Origin of the sequence: Nonomuraea sp. 3N208, assembly GCF_052245935.1 — a bacterium.
In the GTDB taxonomy this organism is placed as follows: Bacteria; Actinomycetota; Actinomycetes; order Streptosporangiales; family Streptosporangiaceae; genus Nonomuraea.
In genome coordinates, this window is the sequence record NZ_JBQQBR010000083.1 from 1 (window position 1) to 19,303 (window position 19,303).

Consider the following 19,303-nt stretch of genomic DNA (forward strand, 5'->3'; position numbering starts at 1 on the left):
TCGCGTACGGCTTGCGCTCACTCACCCGGCCATCTCAGCACACCCACGCCCACCAGCTAGGCATAACGCTACAGATTCACTTGATCACACTACGACATCAGGGGCATAGACCCGCGGACCGCCCTCTGAGGAGCGCATTGCCGACCGCAAGCCGCTCGAAGAAGGCAAGACCTTCGAATACGGCCCGGCCAAGTTCGTCTTTGTCTCCCTGATCGTCGCGGTGGTCGCGATGCACGTGGTGGGCGTCGCCATCGTGATGCACTTCACCTGACAGGGGGATACGCGTGACCTGTGGACTTCAGGAGTGGGCACGCCGATACGCGTCCCAGATCTCCGGGCGGGCACAGCCGCCCGTCGGCCGGAACTTCCAGCCCCTGACTCCTGGCCCACGCGCGGACCTTTGCCGTGACCGGATCGTAGGCGACCGGGGTGGGCTCTTCGAGCGTCTGGCCGGCGCTGCGAGTGCGGGTGTCGGTAAGGACGGCTCTACCGGCCGCCATCTGCGCGTTCCTGCAGGTCAGCGGAATGCTAGGAGGTCTGCGGGCGGTGGGTGTGGTTTTGGCGCTTCGATCAGCGCGTGCCGGCGGCGTGCTCGTGGGCGGACGCGAGTCGGCGTGCGGCTTCGATCAGCTCGGTACGGTCGGCGGTGGCGGCGAAGCCGAGGCGTAGGTAGGCCGCCGGGAGTTCGGTGGCGAAGTAGCGGTTGCCGGCGCTGACGGCGACGCCGTGCTGACGGGCCGTGTCGGCGATCACGGTGTCGTCGGTGCCGTACGGCAGGCGGACCCACAGGTGCAGTCCGCCGGTGGGGATGCGGGTGAGGGGCCAATGGGGAAGTTCGTGCGTGACGGCGGCGGCCAGCGCTCCGCACCGCTCCCGCAGGGCTGCGGCCAGAGAACGGACATGCCGTTCCCACGTGGGAGAGCTGAGGAGTTCGAGCGCTGTTTCCTGGAGCGGGCGGGTGACGAAGAAGTCGTCGACCAGGCGGGTGGCGCGCAGGCGTTCCATCACCGGGCCTCGGGCCACCAGGGCGCCGATGCGCAGGCTCGGCGCCGCCGGTTTGGTGAGCGAGGTCAGGTAGACCACGGTGCCGTCGCGATCGTCGGCCAGCAAGGGCGGCGGCACCGGCGTGCCGTGTCCGAGGTGCCGCGCGAAGTCGTCCTCGATCACGAATGCGCCCGCCGCCCTGGCCGCATCGATGATCTGGCGGCGGCGTTGTGGCGCCAGCACGGTGCCGGTGGGGTTGTGATAGGCCGGCTGGCAGTACAGCAGGCGTGCGCGGGTCATGGCGAAGGCGTCGGCCAGGAGGTCAGGTTGCAGGCCGTCGGCATCCATCGGCACCGGTACCGGGCGCAGGCCGGCTGCCCTGGCGGCGGCTATCGCTCCCGGATAGGTGGGCGACTCCATCAGGATGGGGTCACCCGGCGCCGCGATGGCCCGGAACGCCATGGACAGGGCGCTCTGCCCGCCGGCCGTGACCAGGATGTCGTCCGCGCTCACGTCGCCGCCGGCCATGGTGGCGAACACGCTGCGCAGGGCCGCCAGGCCGCTGGCGGGGGCGCGGTCCCAGGCGTCGGGGCGGCGTGCGGCGCGGGCCAGCGCCGCGGTCAGGATCTGGGTGGGCTGGAGCGATCGATGCAGGTAGCCGCCGTCCAGCATGATCGTACCCGCGGGTGGCGCACCGACGGCGCCGGTGAGGATTCGGGTGTCCACGGTCCGGTCGGCGAGGGTGACGGTCTGCCAGGCGGTGTCGGCCACTTTGGCGCGCCGCTGGGCGCGTGCTGCCACGTACGTGCCGCTGCCTGGACGAGTGACCACCAGGCCCTCGGCGGCGAGCGTGGCGATCGCCTGCGACACGGTGGCGGGGCCGACCTGGTAGCGCCGGATCAGCTCGCGGCTGCTGGGCAGACGGTCGCCCGGTGACAGCCGGTCGATCATCGCGCGCATCCTGGTCGCCAACTCCGCAGAACTGCTACTGTCTGACATGAGAAATGATAATAGCGCTTCCATGATTTCCCCAGAATCGCTTCTGGACGTCGCGGCCCTGCGCGCGGACACCCCCGGCGCCGGCGACGTCGTGCACTTCAACAACGCCGGTTGCGGTCTGCTGGCAGCGCCTGTGCTGGCCGCGATGGTCGACCACCTGCAGCTGGAGGCGAGCATCGGTGGCTACGAGGCCTCGGCCGCCCGCGCCGAGCAAGTCCGCGAGTTCTACGCCGAGACCGCCGCCCTGATCAACTGCGCTCCCGAGAACATCGCGTTCGCCGGTAGCGCCACCCACGCGTTCTCCACCGCCCTGTCGGCGATCCCGTTCGAGGCCGGTGATGTCATCCTCACGACCCGCAACGACTTCATCTCCAATCAGATCGCCTTCCTGTCGCTGAGCAAGAGGTTCGGCGTGCGTCTGGTGCACGCTCCTGACGCGCCCGAGGGCGGGGTGGACGTGGCGGCGATGGCCGCCCTGATGCGCGAGCACCGGCCCCGGCTGGTGGCCGCCACCCACATCCCCACCAACTCCGGCCTGGTCCAGCCGGTCGCGGAGATCGGCCGGCTCTGCCGCGAACTGGATCTGCTGTACCTGGTCGACGCCTGCCAGTCGGTCGGCCAGTACCCGATCGACGTCGCGGAGATCGGCTGCGCCCTGCTCACCGCCACCTGCCGCAAGTTCCTGCGCGGCCCCCGCGGCTCTGGCTTCCTGTACGTGTCCGACCGCGTCCTGCGCGCCGGCTACGAGCCGCTGTTCATCGACATGTACGGCGCGCGCTGGGTCGAGCCGGGCCGCTACCAGCCCGTCGAGACGGCAGCCAGATTCGAGGACTGGGAGTTCCCCTATGCCATCGTCCTCGGCTGTGCCGCCGCCGTACGCTACGCCCGCCAGGTCGGCATGGACGCCATCGCCCGTCGAACCCCCGCCCTGGCCGCCGGCCTGCGCGACAGGCTCGCCGATCTGCCGGGAGTCCGCGTGCTCGACCACGGCCGGCAACTGGGCGCCCTGGTCACCTTCGTCATCGACGGCTGGCAGCCGGAGCCGTTCAAGGCCGCCATGGACGCACGCCGCATCAACTCGGCGCTCAGCTTCCGCCACTTCGCACAGTTCGACTTCGGCGACAAGGACATCGACTGGTGCCTGCGCTTGTCGCCGCACTACTACAACACCGAGCAGGAAGTGGACCAGGTCGTCGCGGCGGTCGCCGACCTCAGCGTCGCAGGCGGCAGCCGTGACGACCGCTGAACCTCTGAGTACGGGCGGCTCGGCGACGCAGCCCTCCGAGCTGCCCGGGATGCCCAACGGCCGGCTGGGCTTGGGTACATCACGCTCGCCCAGTACATCGACGTCCTACACCCGGCTGCTCGACCTCATCGGGACCGTGCATCCCGTCTCCGCAGAGTACCTGGCGGGTATCTGAGCTCTCTGCTCCGGCCGGCTTGAGTAGGGGCTACTCATGCGTGAGCGGGATATGAGGCGGACGCTCCTCTGCAGGGCAAACCCTCAGGAGGAACGACCGTGGGCGTCAATCATGGAGCGAGAACGTGGCAGGGGCGGCTTGCGTCGTGGCGCCGGCGGCTCACGCTCGGGGCGATCGGCGGGCTGCTCGTCGCATTGATTCCGGTATTGGCCACACCGGCCGCAGCGGCGGCCCCGACCCTGTCGCTGACCTTTTCCATCGACTATCTCCTGCAGGTCGAGGACCCGGACAGCGGGGGCGAGGGAGATGGGGACTACTTCCCGAGAGTAAAGATCGCCGACGGGCCCCTCGAGGTGGGCCCGCGGATCCAGGACGACGAATTCGAGCCCTTCGGCCTGCCCGAGGCGCCCAACGGCTGGCGTTTCACCAAGACGGACCTGCCCGGTGACAAGCCGACCGTGGAGATCACCGTCACCCTGTGGGACTGGGACGACGGCCTCAACACCAACGACGACAGGATGGACATCAGCCCTAGGAACGACGATCTCGAACTGAACCTCGTCTACGACCTGCGCTCTGGCTCCCTGTCGGGTGACAGCATCGTCTTCGGCACGCCCTGCATTCATACCCAAAACGGCCAGCCGAAGGGTCAGAGCTGCGTCGAGGGCGACGGCGACCACGGTTTCCCAAGGGACAATGACGGCAGGAAGACCAGGCTCGGCATCTCCGTCTCCACCGTGCTGCCCGACACCGACCACGACGGCATCCCGGACATCATTGAGCTTTCCGGGGTACACGACCGCAACGGCGCGGTCATCGCCGACCTCCCAGCGCGCGGCGCCGACCCATGCCGTAAGACGATCATCCTGCAGACCGACTTCATGGCCGACGCCAGGCACTCGCACCGGCCCAAGGATGCCGCGATCACCCTGGTCAGGAACGCCTTCGACGCGGCGCCGGTCAAAGCGGAGAATCCGTGCCCCTACCCGGGGACACACCGGGACGGCGTCGACTTCATCCACATTCTGGGAAGGCAGCTTCCCGAACAAGCGACAATGGGCCTGAACAACAACGACGACTTCCGTAATGCGCGCAACGCCAACCTCCGCGCGGAGCTGGCCCCGTACGCACACTATGCGATCTTCGCGCATGACATCATGCTCGGCAGCGGAGCCTCAAGCACGCCCGACCCGGGAACGTCGGGGCAATGCTGCGAACCCACCAGAGACAACAACAAGGACTTCATCGTCACCCTTGGCTCATGGCGAACCATGTGCGTGGCGGACTTCGGCCGTGACTACGCCGGCGACGGCATGCTGCAGACGACGCGGGCCGGCGACGACGCGGTGATCGGAACCCAGATCCACGTGGGCCCCGACCGCATCTGCAACACGACCAGCGCGCACTCGACCGACCGGCAGGTTCTCACGCCCAATACGGGAGCCGACGACGCCTGGGTCGGCACCGTACAGGACCAGGCCGGCACCATCATGCACGAACTCGGGCACGCGCTGAGCCTGGATCACGGCGGCGACACCGGCGAGAACTGGAAGCCCAACTACATCAGCGTCATGAACTACTTCTTCCAGACGGGGATTCCCAACAGCCCGCCGCCGCTGCTGGTCGATGAGCTGCGGGACTGGAGGAAGGGCGCGGTCCGCATCGGCTACTCGAGCGGAAAACTTCCCGAGCTGAAGGAGCCCCTGCTGAACGAGGCGGACGGGATTAAGGACGGCACCGACTACACCTTCTGGTGGCATGACAACCCCACCGCGGGCGGGCCCAGGCTGTTGCGGTCGGACATCGGCAACGGGCCGCTCAACTGGAACGACAACCGCGACGCCACCGGCAGGCCGATCATCGATGCGGGCACGGTGGACGTGGACATCAACGACACCAAGGGCAGCCCGCCCCTCAAGGATCACGACGACTGGTCGGCCGTCAAGTTCCGGGCGGCGCTGTCCTCCGACGCCGGCGGGCTCGCTTGCAGCGGCTACGTCACGAGCACGAGCCCGTCGCTCTGCGCCGGCGCGGGCGGCGAGCCGGAAAAGGAGCTCGACTTCGACACGGCGGTACGGCAGGAGCTGTCCTTCTTCAACCAGTACGACCCCGACATCGCGACGACGAAGACCGTCGACCGGTCCGACGCCGAGCCCGGCGACACCCTGAACTACCAGGTGAAGCTGGACAATGTCGGCACCGGCGCCGCGACGGCGATCGACCTGACCGACACTCCGCCCGGTGGCGGCACCCAGTCGCGCCAGGTGCCCTACCTGGGCGCGGGACTGTCCAAGACCGAGACGTTCAGCTATGCGATCCCCTGCGACACCGCCAACGGGACCGTCCTGTCCAACACGGCCACGGCGATCGCGCGTGACACCAAGGGAGGAGCCGAGGCGAACACGGCCAACAACACCGCGACGGCCACGACCAAGGTGCACGCCCCGAAGCTAACCCTGGACAAGAGCGCGCCGCCGACCGTCAACGCGGGCGAGGCGATGACGATCGATCTGAAGGTCACCAACGTGGGCAGCGGCACGGCCACCAACGTGACCCTCACCGACACCCTCCCGTCCGAGGTCCACTACAGTCAGGCCCTCGACCAGGGGACCGGGCCCAAGCCCTCATCCGTGACCGCCAACCCGGACGGCACGACCACGCTCACCTGGTCGCTCGGATCGCTCGCCGGCGGCGCGAGCTCCGGTGTCCAGTTCACCGCCCGGCCCAGCCTGCTGTTCGTCGCCGGGAACGAGATCCCCGACTCCGCCACGGCCTCGTACGGGAACGGGAACGGCTGCGTCTACGAGCCGGTGACCGCGACGGCCTCCACCAGCATCACCGAGGTCGCACCCACCCGAAACCCATGGCCACAGCTGTCCTGGCAGCTGCACACCGACCGGCAGACCACCGAACTGCTGGCCCGTATCCAGGCGACCGACTCCCGCTTCGACGGAGCCGACGGCTCGGCCCCGGACGGCGCGCTCACCCGGGCCGAGGTGAAGGCGGTCTTCGCCCTCTCCATCAGCCAGTCCCACCTCCTCCGAGCCCAGCTGCTGACCACCTACCTCAACCTGGCCGACCGGCGGATCAACGCCGCGACGAAGATCGTCTCGCTGGTCGCCGCCGCGCTGGAACTGCGGTCCGTGGGCCAGGCCGCTCGCCACGCACAGGCCACCCTCCTGCTGCCGGACAACCTCGCGAACCTGCTCCGGTATGGCAAGGCGACGACCGTACTGACCGAGATCAACCTCAACCTCAGCGAACGCTACTGAGCCCGGACAGGCCCGCCGCGACCGTCCGCGGCGGGCCATCCTCATTTGACCTGCGGGATCCCACCTATGGTGGGGGAATGGTGAGGGTCGGGATCGACTGCGCGCTCGGCTCGCCGGTCCGGTCCGGTCCGGTTCGTCGAGTTCGTCACCGCGCACCGTGCTGGGCACGTCCGAGTGCCGGAGGGGCCGGCGGGCCGGGCCTGGGGTACACGTCCGCGATGTGGAGGCCGTGGCTCGTTGTGCGTGAACACCCCAAGCGGAGATCAGTTGCGTGACTCTCGTGACGGAGTGTCGAATGGGATCGGCACACGGGTGAGACGTCGGCAAACCCATTGGAGAGGCAATGAGGCCGTTAGCCATCGCATTGGTAGCGGTCCTGATGGCCGCGGGCTGTTCGACGCCGAGACGGGACAAGATCACGGTCGCGTGCGGCGCGAGCGAGCGCTGGTGCGCGATGATGGTCAAGAGGTTCTCCGATTCCACCGGCGTGGAGGCCGACTTCGTCCGGCTGTCGAGTGGAGAGGCGCTGGAGCGGATCAAGGCGGCCAGGGCGCGGCAGGAGTTCGATGTCTGGCATGGCGGTGAGGCCGCCTCCTACGTGGCCGCCAAGAGTCAGGGGCTACTGGAGCCGTACAAATCCGAAAAATCCGGTGAAATCCGGCAGGGGTGGGCTGATCGGGAGAACGCCTGGAGCGGGATCTACGTCGGCGTGCTGGCCTTCTGCAACAACACCAAGGAGCTGGCCAAGCGAGGCATGCAGCCAATCCGCTCCTGGCGGGAACTGCTGGACAAGCGGTTGCGCGGCAGCGTCGCCATCGCCCATCCGGCCACCTCCGGAACCGCCTACGCCGGCCTGTGGACGCAAATGGAGCTCAACGGCCACGATCAGGACGCCGCGCTCGGCTACATGCGCAGCCTCCACCCGAACGTGCTGAGATACAACACTGCCGGCAGCGCAGCCGCCTTGCAGGCGGCCAAGGAGGAAGCGGCGGTCGGCGTCGTCTTCTCCCATGACTGCGTCGCCGCCCAGGAGCAGGGCTATCCGAATCTGGAGGTGACCTTCCCGCAGGAGGGCACCGGTTACGAGCTCGGTGGCCTGGCGGTGCTGGCCGGGGCACACAACCCCGACAGCGCACGCAAATACGTCGACTGGGCGCTGAGCGGAGCATCCCAGCGGCTGGGGCCGCTGGTGAAGTTCTACGCCCTGCCCACCAACACCAAGGTGCCGGCGCACTCCAAGGCGGTCGACCCGGCGACGGTCAAGCTGGTCTCCTACGATGTGGAGGTCGCCGGGCGCGCCAAGCAGGCGCTGGTCGGCAGGTTCGGCGCGGAGGTCGCCCGGCCGCCTGCCTAGGAGCAGCCCTCGAACTGCGGTACCGAGATCACCGACAGGTCGATGCCCGACTTGCCGAACCACTTGTCCAGCAGCATGTGCGCTGTGCCGTCCTGGTACATCTGAGTGATGGCCCGGTTGAGCTCCTCACAGCCGTCGACGTCGCCCTTGCGAACGCCGATCGACGTGCGTTGCTCGTTGAAAGTCGCGCCCACCAGGTGCAGGTCGACGCCCGGCCTGGTCAGCAGCCCCGCCAGGATCTGGCTGTTGGTGGAGATGGCGTCGATCCTGCCGTCCTTGATCATCTCCAGGCAGACGTTGTAGTCGGGTGCGTCGACGGCGATCGCCTTGACCCCGCGCTCGTCGACGATCCGCTGGGCGATGTTCGTGCCACGCACCCAGCAGATCTTGCGGCCCTCCAGGTCGCGGACGTCGCGGATGACGCCCTTGTCGGCCGGCCGTACCGCGATGTCCTGGAAGTCGACATGGTACGGCCCGGCGAAGTCGATCACCTTCTTCCGCTCCGGGGTGACCGACATGTGGGCGAAGACCAGGTCGGCACGTCCGTCCGTGAGCACGGTGAGCTGGTCGCCGGCCTTGATCTCCAGCCAGCGGATCTGCTTGCCCAGCCGGGCAATGAGATCCTTGGCCACGTCGATGTTGAAGCCGTCGTACGCGCCGTCCTGCCCCTTGAAGCTGATCAGCGGGACGTCCGAGCGGATGGCGACGATCAGGTCGTCCTTGTCCACGAGGGATTCCGGCCGCGCGGCGCCGCAGGCGGTGAGCAGCAGGATCAGGCAGATCAGCAGTTTTCTCACCGGTACTCCCTGAGTCGTGGCCAGATGCCGACCAGGATGAGCAGGGCGCCGGCGGCCAGCCCGGCGGGGATCGACCGCCACAGCGTCTCCAGGGCTCCGTCGCCGCTGTCGATGGCGCGCTCGAAGTCGGACTCGTGCCGCCGGACCAGCTCCTCCAGCACCTTGTCGTAGCTTTCGTAGGCCTGGGTGAGCTCGCCGTCCCAGAACTTGATCGCCGCTTCGGCCGACATGGTCCGCATCCGTGCGTCGGTCTGCTGGAACCTCTGGTAGGCGGCGAAGAGTCGTTCCCGGTCCTGGCCCGTCAGGCTGCCGAGCATTCCCTGGAAGTTCGTATGCAGCTTGCTCTGGTAGTCCGGCAGGCTGGTGGACTCGACGGCTGCGATCGTCCGGGACTTGTCCAGGAAGGTGTGTTCGTAGGTGTCCTTGCGGAAGCGGTCGAGCAGGTAGCGGCTCTGGTCTCCGTGCATGCTCTTGCTGATCGCCCGTGCTCTGGTCAGGGTGAGCACCGAGTCGAAACCGCGGCGCTTGGCCTCCTCCAGTGCCTGGCCCTGCCGGTTGAGCAGGGCCGTGCCGGTCACCAGGCCGGCCGCGGTGAGCACGGTGGCGACCACCAGGGCCGGCGCGAAGACCCGGCGGAACCTGCGGGTCAGGTAGGCCTGCAGGCCCAGCAGGCAGGCTAGAGCGAGCAGCCCGGTGGCGATGACGGCGGAGCGGGCCAGCGAGGTGGTCGAGCGCTCGGCGGCGTGCGCGCGCCTGACGATCGTCCCGGTTTCCAGGGTCAGGTTGTAGGCCTGGGGGAGCAGTTCGCGGTGCATGAGGTCGGTGGCCTTCTGATAGGCCTCGACCACATTGTCGGGCGGCTGTCCCGCGGTGTGCTTGGATTGCATGTCCAGCAGCCGGGCCTGGGCTGCCAGCCGTTCGTAGCGGCCCAGCCCCTCGATCAGCGACTCGACCGTGCGTTGCTCGGCGGGGTTGTCCAGGGCCAGCCGGTAGGCCTTGAGCAGGCCTTCGGAGATCTCCAGCCGTCGCAGGTCATAGCTGGTCAGGTCGGCCTGCTGCTGCGGGCCGTACTCCCTGCCCAGCAGCAGGGTCTCGGCCACCAGCGCGTCCATCTCCGACATCTGCCGATACAGGCCCGTGGTGGCGAGCACCTGCGGCCCGGCGTCATGCCCGATGGTGCGCAGGCCGGAGCCCGTACTCGCCGCGCCGGCCAGGATCGCGGCCAGCAGCAGCGTCAACGTCAGCAGGGACAGCCCGGACAGCGTGCGCACCCGTCCGGGGATCGACTCCTTGCGCCGGACCGGAGGCATCGCCGTCACCGTCATGGCCTGCTCCGGCGGGAGACGCCCAGATCGTTGGTGTGCACTGCGCCTCCCGAGATCGACTCGTGCTGGGAAATCGAGCATGGCTGCGGGCGCGGCAGATCCGCAAGTCGGATCGCCGACGGCCTCGGCCCCCGGACCCCCACCCCGGGATAGCAGGAGGTGAAGAGACGGCGGGCGGGGTGCAGCCCAGCATCGCCTGCCGGACGGCGCTCCAGTCCGACACCCGCCACCAGTCAACAGGGCACAGGTGCGGGTATGGGCGTTCGGGAACACCGTGCGACTTGTAGGTTGGGGGATAGAATGTTGAGGTGAGTCAGCGGACCGACATGGGCGCATCTGCCGAGCTGAATCCCCTCGAAATTGGGCCTGCGACCGAGGATGACCTCGCCGAAATCGTTAGGATCCTCAACTACACGATCGTGAACTCGATGGCTTCGTTCGCCGCTCGACCAACCAGCGTGGCCGAGCGGCGCAGCTGGTTTGAGCAGTTCTCCTCGACCGGGCCCTACCGGCTGCTAGTTGCTCGACGGGGCGATGCGGTTTTGGGCTATGCCTGCAGCCAGCCCTATCGCGACCACGAAGCCTTCCAGGAGACTGTCGAGGTCAGCATCGCGCTGGATGTGAGTTGCCGTGGCCAGGGTGTGGGGACTTTGCTGTATCGGGAGCTGTTCGCTTGCCTTGCCGGCGAGCCGGTTCACGTTGTTCTCGCGGGCATAGCCCTGCCCAATGACGCATCGGTTGCCCTGCACCGGAAGTTCGGTTTCACGGAGGTCGGTACGTTCCGCGAGTACGCAATCAAGAACGGTCAGTACATCAGCTCGCTGTGGGTGCAGCGTGTTTTGCCACCTGCTGATCAAGGCCGTTGAACTATTGACTGCAGGAAATCGTCGCTGATCCTGGGCCTGGTCGGGCAGCGCGTCCAGGATTTCGACCAACGCGGGCAGGCCGTCCGGGTCGGTGACAAGGCTGGCGGAGGTGACGTGCTCCAGGCGGCGGCGAGCACGTCGATCGGGGATGATGGCACGCGAACGCGGCCCCTGTTCTTGATCGACTGGCGTAAACAACCGACGATCATCCGGGGTCGACGGCGGACCGCATGCGCAAACCTGCTGGAGAGGGCACTCGCTCCCGGCCGGCCGGCTGATCTCAGTCCTTGGTCAGGTCGTTTTTGATCCAGTCCAGTACGGAGGTGTGGCGAGGACGCCAGCCGAGTCGGGCGCGGGCGCGCTCGCCTCGGACCCGGCTGTTGGAGCCGAGGGCGAAGACGGCGGCCTCGTAGCCCCACTCTTGGATCGCGGCGGCGATGTCCCACGCCTCTGCGGATCCCAGGCCCAGCGCCTCGGCGATGGCGGCGGTGATATCGGTGAACGACGCCTCACCGTTTTCCACGAAGTAGAACGACCCGGCGGGGGCCGCATCGAGCGCGAGCAGATAGAGGTCGGCCACGTCATCAACGTGGACGTTCGACCAGATGTTGCGTCCGGCACCGACCCTGCGGACGGTCCCGCTCTTGTAAGCCTGCCGGACCAGGGCGGGAATCTGCACGCTGTCGCGGCTCAGCCCGCGGCCGTGGCCGTAGATCAGAGTGTTGCACAGAACTACCGACCGGACCTTGCGGCCTGAGGCGGCCAGAACATACCGGTCGATCGCCACCCGCGCTTCCTTGTCGTCGGCCGGCCGCCAGGACGACTCCGAATCGAAAATCTCCTCCCCGAAGGTCTCCGCGGACGCCTCGCCGCGGGAATCGGTGCCCACGATGCTCGACCCGCTGGTGTGCAGCAGCGGCTTGCCTGATCCCGCGAGCGCCTCCACCAGTGTCTCCACGGCACCTCGGTGGTCGCTGTCGGCGGCGTTGACGACAGCGTCGGCGGCCTGTGCCTGCTCGGCGAGAAGGGCCTGGTCGTCCAGGGTGCCCAGGATCGGGGTCACGCCTATGCGCTCAAGCATCCGCGCCTTCTCGGGGCTGCGGACCAGGCCGGTGACCTGGTGGCCGGTCCGCAGCATCCGGTTGGCGACGGAGCCTCCGATGTATCCAGTGGCGCCGGTGACGAAGACACGCATGAGCCCTCCATGTACGTACAATATTTGCTTATACATACATTGTCTATGCATGGAATCCCTGTCAAACTGGTCCTCTAGGGAGGAAGGACAATGCCGCCGATCACCGGACGCGTCCCGCGCGTCGAACTGCCGTCGAACCTCGAAAGACGCTGGCAGGCGTTGAGACGCCTGGAGGCCGTCGTCCAGGAGGCACTGGACCGCATCCTGCAGAACGAGCACGGCCTGTCCGTCTCCGAGTACACCGCCCTCGCGGCGCTGGCCTACTCCGACGATGGCGGTCACCTGCGCCAGCAAGTCCTCGCCGACGCGATCCCGCTCCAGCAGAGCTCGGTCAGCCGCCTGGTTGCCCGGCTCGAGCGGAGGGGACTGACCGAACGCTTTCACTGCCCGACCGACCGGCGCGGTGTCTACACGCAGATCACTGATCGCGGCCGCGAAGCCGTCACTGCGGCGCGCGCGACCTATGCCAACGTCCTCGAACAGACTCTTGCCGGCATCAGCGGCGATCGGGAACTGGCCGCCCTGATCGAGCAACTTCACCAGGAGGCAGACCCGGCAAGCCCGTAAGAGTTGACGTAGCTGCCGGGTCGGCACCGGTCACGCCGAGACGGTCACTCGCTGCTGGGAGGGCGCGGGTGTTCCATGCGGGAGAGCCAGGTCGTGAGCAGTGTTTCGAGCGTCTCGGTCTCGGTGGGCGTCAGCAGATCCAGCAGGTCGCGTTCGTTGCGCATGTGGTCGGTGAAGGCCCGATCGATCAGTTCGCGTCCGGGCCTGGTGAGGGCGACGATTCGGCCACGCTGGTCGTCATCGGAACGGCGGCGGGTGACGAGCCCGGCTCGCTCCAGGCGGTCGATCCTCTTCGTCATCGCGCCGGTGGTGACCATGGTGTGCGCGGCGAGCTCGCCGGGGGCCCGTTCGTAGGGCTCGCCGGCGCGACGCAGAGCGCACAGGACGTCGAATTCTCCCTCGCTGAGACCGTAACGGCCGTATACGAGGCAGAGCCTCTCGGTGAGCTGGTCCGCCAGGCGGTGCAGTCGGCCGATCACTCCCTGCGGGGAGACGTCGATGTCGGGGCGTTCGCGGCGCCAGTCGGCCTGGATGCGGGCTACGCGGTCCAGCGGTTGCCGGTCTTCCATGGACACCAATATAGCTTCCCTGGAAGTTATATTGTCTTCCATGGAAGCTAATGTGCGCTGGGTGGCACTGACCGCGGTCGCGCCGGTGGCCTGGGGGACCAACTACTTCGTCACACACGAGTTCCTCCCCGCAGACCGCCCGCTGTACGGAGCCGCTCTGCGGGCGCTGCCCGCCGGCCTCGTTCTGCTGGCCTTGTGCAGGCAGCGGCCGCGCGGCGCGTGGTGGTGGCGATCCGCCGTGCTCGGGCTGCTCAACGTGAGCGTGTTCTTCGTCCTCGTCTACGCCGCTTCCCAGTTGCTTCCGACGAGCGTCGCCTCGACCGTCATGGCGGTGTCCCCGCTGACGATGATGCTCATTGCCTGGTCCCTGGTGTCCGAGCGGCCCAGCATTGGGCACCTGGCCGGCGCCGCGATCGGGCTCGCCGGGGTGTGTCTCATGCTGCTCACGGGGGCGGGAGGGGTGAGCGTGCCGGGAGTCCTCGCCTCGGCCGCCGCCATGCTGGTGTCGTCCTTCGGCCACATCTTGGCCAAGCGGTGGAGCGCCGGTGTCGATGTGCTCCCCTCGACCGCCTGGCAGCTCACTGCCGGAGGTCTGTTCCTCCTCCCGATCGCCGCAGTCGCGGAGGGCCCTCCGCCCGAGCTCTCCACGCCGGCGCTCATCGCGTTCGGCTACGTCGCTTTGGTCGCCACTGCGCTGGCCTTCGCCGCCTGGTTCACCGGGCTGCGGCACCTGCCCGCGGGGACAGTGGGTCTGATCGGACTGCTCAACCCCGTGACGGGCGTGCTGCTCGGCACCGCGGTCGCCGGAGAGGTGTTGACGGGCCAGCAACTGTGCGGACTGATGCTGGTCCTGATCGGAGTCGTCCTCGGCCGGCCCATGCGCGCGGGCCAACGAGGAGTGAACACTCCAGAAGTAGTTGACGCGGCATCGCGCCCACGACAGCCAGGATGACCAGGTTGCAGGCCACGTGCACGACGATGGCCAGCGGGAGGCCGTGCTCGAACGTGATCAGGAACAGGAAGATCCCCATGCGCCAGGACCAGACAAAGCCGAGACCCCATGCCCGCGCCGAAGGCCAAGCTGGCTGAGGGATTTCGGTCCTGGCTTGAAGCCTCCTCACGAGCCAACCGCGCCTACCAGCACGGATGCGGCATCCGGGTAGTCATCCCGGAGAAGACTGGCCTTCCACCCCGCCTGAAGATCCGAACCCAGAACAGGCCCTGGACGAGTAGGTCCTAAGCCCCTGCAGAGCGGAGTGTGGCCGTAACGAAGGGTGTTGACGATCGGTGTGTGAAGACAGAACCTCAACACCCTTCTCGCCGCACTTACGTCGGGATCCATGACTGGCTCGGGACCGGCCGCGAATGGGACGCAGGCCGAAGCTGACCGACGCCGAGCTACGGGTCGGCGCTCGCATCGCCCAGCGCATCCTCGCCCTGACCGCCGCCATCTGACACAACCGTCACACCAGCCAGGCCATCACCCGGTCGCTGATCGCCTACGACCACTGACCCGACTATGGACTTACTCGTCTGGAGGGGCGACGTACAGGGAGAGATGCGTACTGGCTCACCCTCTCAGCGGACTCAGGGCGGAGCCCCAGGCGTGGATCTGGTCGAGGACGAGGTTCAGCCGGTCCTCGTGGTGGGCGGCGGGCCTGAAGCCGTCGGCGAAGTCGGTGTGGATGGACAGCCCGACCTGGTTCGACACGGTGGCCACGCTGAGCAGGCCGAGGACGTGGCGCAGGTGCGCGATGGCGCGCGGCGCGCCGTCCACGCCGTAGCCGACGAATCCGGCCGCCTTGTTGTTCCATTCCTTGTACAGGAAGTCGAGGGCGTCCTTGAGCGCGCCCGGGTAGGAGTTGTTGTACTCGGGGGTCACGATCACGAACGCGTCCAGGGACGAGATCTTGGCCGACCAGCGCCTGGTGTGCTCGTGCTGGTAGTTGCCCGTGGAGGGGTGCTCGGGCTCGTCCAGATGTCCCAGGTCGTAGTCCTTCAGATCGACGATCTCATACTCGGCGTCGCCCCGCTTGGCCGCCAGATCGCGGACCCAGTGCGCCACCGCCTCGCCGTTGCGGCCGGGACGGGTGCTGCCCAGGATGATGCCAACCTTCAGCATGTCAGTGCTCCCTTAGGGGTTTCCGGTTACCTGAACCACCGTAGGAGACAAAGATTGAGATAGTGAATGCGCAGGTGTCCGAGTTTTATACGCCATCGTCTCATCGGTTAGACTCAGCGCTCGTGGATGTGCTGAGCGACGTGGTCGCGTTCATGCGGACCGGGCGTCCGATATCCGCCCGCGTCTCGTGGCGTGCGCCGTGGGGGCAGGCGTTCCCCGCCTTGCCGGGGTCCGCGGGCTTCCAGGTGGTGCTGCGCGGGTCCTGCTGGCTCGTGCCCGAGGACAGCGAGCCCGTCCCGCTGAGCGTGGGCGACGTGGTGTTCCTGCCGCACGGCAACGCGTTCGGGCTGGCCGACGATCCCGCGCGCCCGCTGGCCGAGGCCGACTGCGCGCTGCACTCCGAGTTGTACGCCTCGACCGGCTTCGACGGCACCGGCGCCGAGACGGTCATCCTGTCGTGCGGCTACCGGCTCCATGCCGACAGGGTCCACCCGATCCTGGCCTCGCTGCCCGGCATCATCCACCTGCCCGCGAAGCTCGGCTGCCATCCGGAGCTGCGGGCCGCCGTCGAGCTGCTGGCCGGCGAGATCGACAACCCCAGGCTCGGCGCCGACACCGTCGTGTCGTCCCTGCTCGACACGTTGCAGCTCTACATCCTGCGGGCCTGGTTCGAGAGCGACGACGAGCCCTGCAGGCTGTCCGGCTGGGCCGCCGCGCTGGCCGACCCGGCCATCGGCCGCGCGCTCAACGCCATCCACTCCGAGCCCGACCGCCGCTGGACGGTCGAGTCGCTGGGCGCCCACGCGGGCCTGTCGCGGGCCGGCTTCGCGCGCCGCTTCACGGAGTTGGTGGGGCGGCCGCCGCTGGCTTATCTGACGTGGTGGCGGCTGGCGAGCGCGGCCCGCATGCTGCGCGAGTCCGACGCGTCGGTGGCGGAGGTGGCCGAGCGGGTGGGGTACGCGTCGGAGTTCGCCTTCGGCAACGCCTTCAAGCGGGAGTACGGCGTGGCGCCCGGCCGGTACCGGCGCTGCTCCGCCGTGGCCTAGACGAGTAAGTCCTAAGTCGCTGCGGTGCGGAGTGCAGCGGAGTGCAAAAGTAACGAAGGGTGTGTTGGGTGCGGCGCTTCCTCAGGGAGCCGGGTAACCAGGCTATGAGGCGGTATCTGTCCTGGTAGTGGGTGTGATGGACGCGCTCGTGCTCACGCGCGAGCGGCACCTTCCAAGGGTGGTTTCCGGCCCCATTGGTAGATCTCGACTGTCTTGATCGAGCGTCCTACATCAACCGACAGTTCGGCGCCCCCGAAACAGACACCCACAGCAACAGACGGAATCCGCAGGCCATGGTGCCCTTCTGGCGAGACTTCCTCTGATCTACCTTGCACGCGCTTCAGCTGGACCGCTCGCGCGGCAAGCGACCGGCCTCTGCACCCCGTAGTACGTCAGAGTTACGCGGAATGTGCACCCTGCAGCGGGAGGCCGACTACAAGCGGTGATCCATACCTTCGATGCCCGAGCACCATCACCGGCACGGAAGGACCACCGCCCATGGCGACCCGCTCGCGTGGCAGCCGCCTGCGCCGCCTCTTGCTCGCAACGCTCGTCGCCACCTCGGTGGCGGTGCCGATGACGGGCGCGACCCGGCCCGGAGCGGTACCGGCACCCGTTCCCGCCCCCGCGCCCCCACTTGGCGCCGCGACCCCGGCCGCACTCGCCGAGCGGTACGCGGCCAGTCGCGCGGAGATCCTGGCGGCTGGACGGACGGCGGCCCGGCACGGCCACCACTGGCGCGCCTCGATGCTGCGCGAGATGGCTGCTCCCGCACGGCACTTCCTGTCCTTCGACGGTCGTGACGGCGGCCGGACCGTGGAGGTCTTCGGCGAGTTGTCCAACGCCCAGCGGATCGCCGTGCTGGTCCCCGGCGCCGGCATCAACCTGGACAAGTACGGGCTGCTGCGCGGCGGCTCGATGAGGCTCAGAGAAGCGCTGGGCGACGGGTCGGCCGTGATCGCCTGGCTCGGGTACGCCACGCCGAGCAGCGTGAGCCTCCAGGCGATGACTCCCGGCCGCGCCGACGAGGCCGCCCCCGGCCTGCGCGCCTTCGTACGGGAGCTGCGCGTGGCCAGGCCGGGCGTACGGGTGTCACTCCTGTGCCACTCCTACGGCTCCGTGGTGTGCGGCCGAGCCGCGCCGGGACTGGACGTCGCCGACATCGTCCTGTTCGGCAGCCCTGGCGCGGGCGCGGCCGACGCCGCCGCACTGCGTACGCCGGCCGCGGTGTGGGCTGGGCGCACCGCCGGAGACTGGGTCGGCGGCCTGCCGCATGTGTCCATCGAGTTGCCGTTCGTCACAGTGGGGCTGGGCGGCGACCCGATCTCGCCCGGATTCGGCGCCCGGATCTTCGCGGCGGGCGGCGGCGGGCACAGCGACTACCTGGCGTCCGGATCCACGGCGCTGGCGAGCATCGCGCGGATCGTGTCCGGACGGGCTGACGACGATGCGTGACCTCGTCGCGCGGCTCGACGCCGAGACGCCGCCCGATCGCGACCGCGCCCTGGACGCTCTGCGCGCGCTGGCCATCCTCGGCGTGGTGGCCGGGCATTGGCTGGTGACCGCGCTGGTCGTGGAGAGCGGGACGGTGCGGGTCGCCAGCCCGCTGCGGTCCATGCCGCAGCTCGCCCCGGTTTCCTGGGTGTTCCAGACCCTCGCGGTCTTCTTCCTGGTGGGCGGGCTGGTGGGGACGCGGAGCCACCAGCGTGCCCGGGCGCGCGGCGTCCCGTACGGGCGGTGGCTCGTGCGCCGGACGGCCAGGCTGTTCCGGCCGGCGGCGGCCGTGCTGGCGGTGTGGGGCATGGCAGCCCTCGCGATGCTGGCCTGCGGGGCGAGGCTGGAGAGCGTACAGGCGCTGGTCAAGCTCGTGCTGTCCCCGATGTGGTTCCTGCTGGTCTTCGTGGCACTGACGGCGGTGACCCCATTGGTGGCGAGACTGCACCCGGTGTGGCCGCTCGCCGTGGTCGTATGTGTTGATGTAGCCAGGTTCGGCCCGCTGGGCGGGCTCGTGGACGCGGCAGCCGGACCCGGAGGGGGCACGAGTTGGGGGGTCAACGGGGTCAACGTGGCGGCCGGGTGGCTGGTGCCGTACTGCCTTGGGGCGGCCTGGGCCCGTGGCCGCCTGCGAGGGCGCGTGACCGGATGGGCGCTGCTGCTCGGCGGCACGGCGGTCACCGCCGCGCTCGTCACGTGGGGCGGCTACCCTGCCGCCATGGTCGGTGTGCCGGGGGCGCCCCTGTCCAACCTGGACCCGCCTTCCCTGGCCGCCGTCACCTTCGGGCTGGCCCAGTGCGGTGGGGCCCTGCTGCTGCTCGGTCCGCTGAGGCGGCTGCTGCGTCGCCCGGCGGCCTGGGCCGCCGTGGCGCTGTCCAACCTCGCCGCGATGACGATCTTCCTCTGGCACCAGACTGCGATGATCGCGGTCACCTCCGTCGGCCTGGTCGCCGAGAGCGCGATGCTGAGGGCCGGAGGAGTCGGGGACGGGACGACTGGGACCGGGCCACTCGGGGGCGGAATGCTGCCCGGCCTGCACACCGCTCCCGACGGACCAGGCTGGGTGCTCGCTCGGGTGGCCTGGTTACCGGTGTTCGCGGCGGCGCTGCTGGTGTGCTGCGCCGCGTTCCACGGGTACGAGCGACGACGAACCCGCTCAAAGCCGGTTGCGGCGCGTCGCCACGCTGGATCATCCTGACCAAGGCAGAGGAGATGTAGGGCGAGGTGGGCAGGCTGCGAAGGGTACTGGGCACGTTACGCGCGGACCTGTGGGCGACGGCCGCCGACCCGCT

Annotated in this window: 15 protein-coding genes and 1 pseudogene; 10 read left to right on the top strand and 6 right to left on the bottom strand. The window is 68.6% G+C overall.

The features are described 5' to 3' along the window. Positions 1–570: 570 nt before the first annotated feature. Positions 571–1,983, bottom strand: coding sequence for an aminotransferase-like domain-containing protein (locus ACTWPT_RS57870; protein ID WP_443186090.1), 1,413 nt, complete (start codon positions 1,981–1,983; stop codon positions 571–573). Between the two features lie 22 nt (positions 1,984–2,005). On the opposite strand from ACTWPT_RS57870, the gene ACTWPT_RS57875 reads away from it, so the two are divergent. The 3 genes from ACTWPT_RS57875 (at position 2,006) to ACTWPT_RS57885 (ending at position 8,030) form a co-directional block, all read left to right on the top strand. After that, positions 2,006–3,229 (top strand): aminotransferase class V-fold PLP-dependent enzyme, encoded by a 1,224-nt coding sequence (locus ACTWPT_RS57875; protein ID WP_443186091.1) that lies wholly within the window; start codon positions 2,006–2,008, stop codon positions 3,227–3,229. Between the two features lie 273 nt (positions 3,230–3,502). Continuing rightward, complete coding sequence (locus ACTWPT_RS57880; protein WP_443186092.1) at positions 3,503–6,676, top strand: CARDB domain-containing protein; 3,174 nt, start codon at positions 3,503–3,505, stop codon at positions 6,674–6,676. Between the two features lie 343 nt (positions 6,677–7,019). Further along, on the top strand, positions 7,020–8,030 hold the full coding sequence (locus tag ACTWPT_RS57885) for an ABC transporter substrate-binding protein (protein WP_443186093.1): 1,011 nt from the start codon (positions 7,020–7,022) through the stop codon (positions 8,028–8,030). Here the strand turns inward: ACTWPT_RS57885 and ACTWPT_RS57890 are convergent. Continuing rightward, on the bottom strand, positions 8,027–8,827 hold the full coding sequence (locus tag ACTWPT_RS57890) for a substrate-binding periplasmic protein (protein WP_443186094.1): 801 nt from the start codon (positions 8,825–8,827) through the stop codon (positions 8,027–8,029). The two genes, ACTWPT_RS57885 and ACTWPT_RS57890, sit on opposite strands and share 4 nt — an antisense overlap. Beyond that, positions 8,824–10,152, bottom strand: coding sequence for a hypothetical protein (locus ACTWPT_RS57895; RefSeq protein WP_443186095.1), 1,329 nt, complete (start codon positions 10,150–10,152; stop codon positions 8,824–8,826). The genes ACTWPT_RS57890 and ACTWPT_RS57895 overlap by 4 nt, the downstream gene beginning before the upstream one ends. 308 nt (positions 10,153–10,460) lie before the next feature. On the opposite strand from ACTWPT_RS57895, the gene ACTWPT_RS57900 reads away from it, so the two are divergent. Further along, the gene (locus ACTWPT_RS57900) at positions 10,461–11,018 is read left to right on the top strand and encodes a GNAT family N-acetyltransferase (RefSeq protein ID WP_443186096.1); all 558 of its coding nucleotides are present in this window, start codon (positions 10,461–10,463) and stop codon (positions 11,016–11,018) included. 280 nt (positions 11,019–11,298) lie between these two features. Here the strand turns inward: ACTWPT_RS57900 and ACTWPT_RS57905 are convergent, their stop codons facing one another. Next, entirely contained in the window at positions 11,299–12,213 is a 915-nt protein-coding gene (locus tag ACTWPT_RS57905) for an NAD-dependent epimerase/dehydratase family protein (RefSeq protein ID WP_443186097.1), read from the bottom strand. 90 nt (positions 12,214–12,303) lie between these two features. Here ACTWPT_RS57905 and ACTWPT_RS57910 point away from each other — a divergent pair, with 90 nt between their 5' ends. Then, positions 12,304–12,780 (top strand): MarR family winged helix-turn-helix transcriptional regulator, encoded by a 477-nt coding sequence (locus ACTWPT_RS57910; RefSeq protein WP_443186098.1) that lies wholly within the window; start codon positions 12,304–12,306, stop codon positions 12,778–12,780. Between the two features lie 44 nt (positions 12,781–12,824). Here the strand turns inward: ACTWPT_RS57910 and ACTWPT_RS57915 are convergent, their stop codons facing one another. Then, a complete protein-coding gene (locus tag ACTWPT_RS57915) occupies positions 12,825–13,349 on the bottom strand; it encodes a MarR family winged helix-turn-helix transcriptional regulator (protein ID WP_443186099.1) in 525 nt (174 codons plus the stop codon). A 40-nt stretch (positions 13,350–13,389) separates the two neighbouring features. Here ACTWPT_RS57915 and ACTWPT_RS57920 point away from each other — a divergent pair, with 40 nt between their 5' ends. Continuing rightward, the gene (locus ACTWPT_RS57920) at positions 13,390–14,301 is read left to right on the top strand and encodes an EamA family transporter (RefSeq protein WP_443186100.1); all 912 of its coding nucleotides are present in this window, start codon (positions 13,390–13,392) and stop codon (positions 14,299–14,301) included. Positions 14,302–14,753: 452 nt separating this feature from the next. Next, positions 14,754–14,861 (top strand): annotated as a pseudogene (locus ACTWPT_RS57925) (IS982 family transposase); the annotation flags it as partial. 58 nt (positions 14,862–14,919) lie between these two features. On the opposite strand, the gene ACTWPT_RS57930 reads toward ACTWPT_RS57925, so the two are convergent. Then, positions 14,920–15,471 (bottom strand): NADPH-dependent FMN reductase, encoded by a 552-nt coding sequence (locus tag ACTWPT_RS57930; protein WP_443186101.1) that lies wholly within the window; start codon positions 15,469–15,471, stop codon positions 14,920–14,922. 122 nt (positions 15,472–15,593) lie between these two features. Between ACTWPT_RS57930 and ACTWPT_RS57935 the strand changes: the two genes are divergently transcribed. From ACTWPT_RS57935 to ACTWPT_RS57945, 3 genes are all read left to right on the top strand, one after another. After that, complete coding sequence (locus tag ACTWPT_RS57935) at positions 15,594–16,517, top strand: AraC family transcriptional regulator (RefSeq protein WP_443186102.1); 924 nt, start codon at positions 15,594–15,596, stop codon at positions 16,515–16,517. A 498-nt stretch (positions 16,518–17,015) separates the two neighbouring features. After that, positions 17,016–17,972: an alpha/beta hydrolase gene (locus tag ACTWPT_RS57940; RefSeq protein ID WP_443186103.1), complete on the top strand. Its 957-nt coding sequence runs from the start codon at positions 17,016–17,018 to the stop codon at positions 17,970–17,972. Beyond that, complete coding sequence (locus ACTWPT_RS57945; protein ID WP_443186104.1) at positions 17,965–19,209, top strand: acyltransferase family protein; 1,245 nt, start codon at positions 17,965–17,967, stop codon at positions 19,207–19,209. The genes ACTWPT_RS57940 and ACTWPT_RS57945 overlap by 8 nt, the downstream gene beginning before the upstream one ends. Positions 19,210–19,303: the final 94 nt, after the last annotated feature.

What these genes read in the sequence shown, in the direction of transcription:
- ACTWPT_RS57870 (WP_443186090.1), bottom strand. Translation starts at nt 1,983, where the DNA reads ATGTCAGACAGTAGCAGTTCTGCGGAGTTGGCGACCAGGATGCGCGCG.
- ACTWPT_RS57875 (WP_443186091.1), top strand. Translation starts at nt 2,006, where the DNA reads ATGATTTCCCCAGAATCGCTTCTGGACGTCGCGGCCCTGCGCGCGGAC.
- ACTWPT_RS57885 (WP_443186093.1), top strand. Translation starts at nt 7,020, where the DNA reads ATGAGGCCGTTAGCCATCGCATTGGTAGCGGTCCTGATGGCCGCGGGC.
- ACTWPT_RS57895 (WP_443186095.1), bottom strand. Translation starts at nt 10,152, where the DNA reads ATGACGGTGACGGCGATGCCTCCGGTCCGGCGCAAGGAGTCGATCCCC.
- ACTWPT_RS57905 (WP_443186097.1), bottom strand. Translation starts at nt 12,213, where the DNA reads ATGCGTGTCTTCGTCACCGGCGCCACTGGATACATCGGAGGCTCCGTC.
- ACTWPT_RS57910 (WP_443186098.1), top strand. Translation starts at nt 12,304, where the DNA reads ATGCCGCCGATCACCGGACGCGTCCCGCGCGTCGAACTGCCGTCGAAC.
- ACTWPT_RS57915 (WP_443186099.1), bottom strand. Translation starts at nt 13,349, where the DNA reads ATGGAAGACCGGCAACCGCTGGACCGCGTAGCCCGCATCCAGGCCGAC.
- ACTWPT_RS57920 (WP_443186100.1), top strand. Translation starts at nt 13,390, where the DNA reads ATGGAAGCTAATGTGCGCTGGGTGGCACTGACCGCGGTCGCGCCGGTG.
- ACTWPT_RS57930 (WP_443186101.1), bottom strand. Translation starts at nt 15,471, where the DNA reads ATGCTGAAGGTTGGCATCATCCTGGGCAGCACCCGTCCCGGCCGCAAC.
- ACTWPT_RS57940 (WP_443186103.1), top strand. Translation starts at nt 17,016, where the DNA reads ATGGCGACCCGCTCGCGTGGCAGCCGCCTGCGCCGCCTCTTGCTCGCA.
- ACTWPT_RS57945 (WP_443186104.1), top strand. Translation starts at nt 17,965, where the DNA reads ATGCGTGACCTCGTCGCGCGGCTCGACGCCGAGACGCCGCCCGATCGC.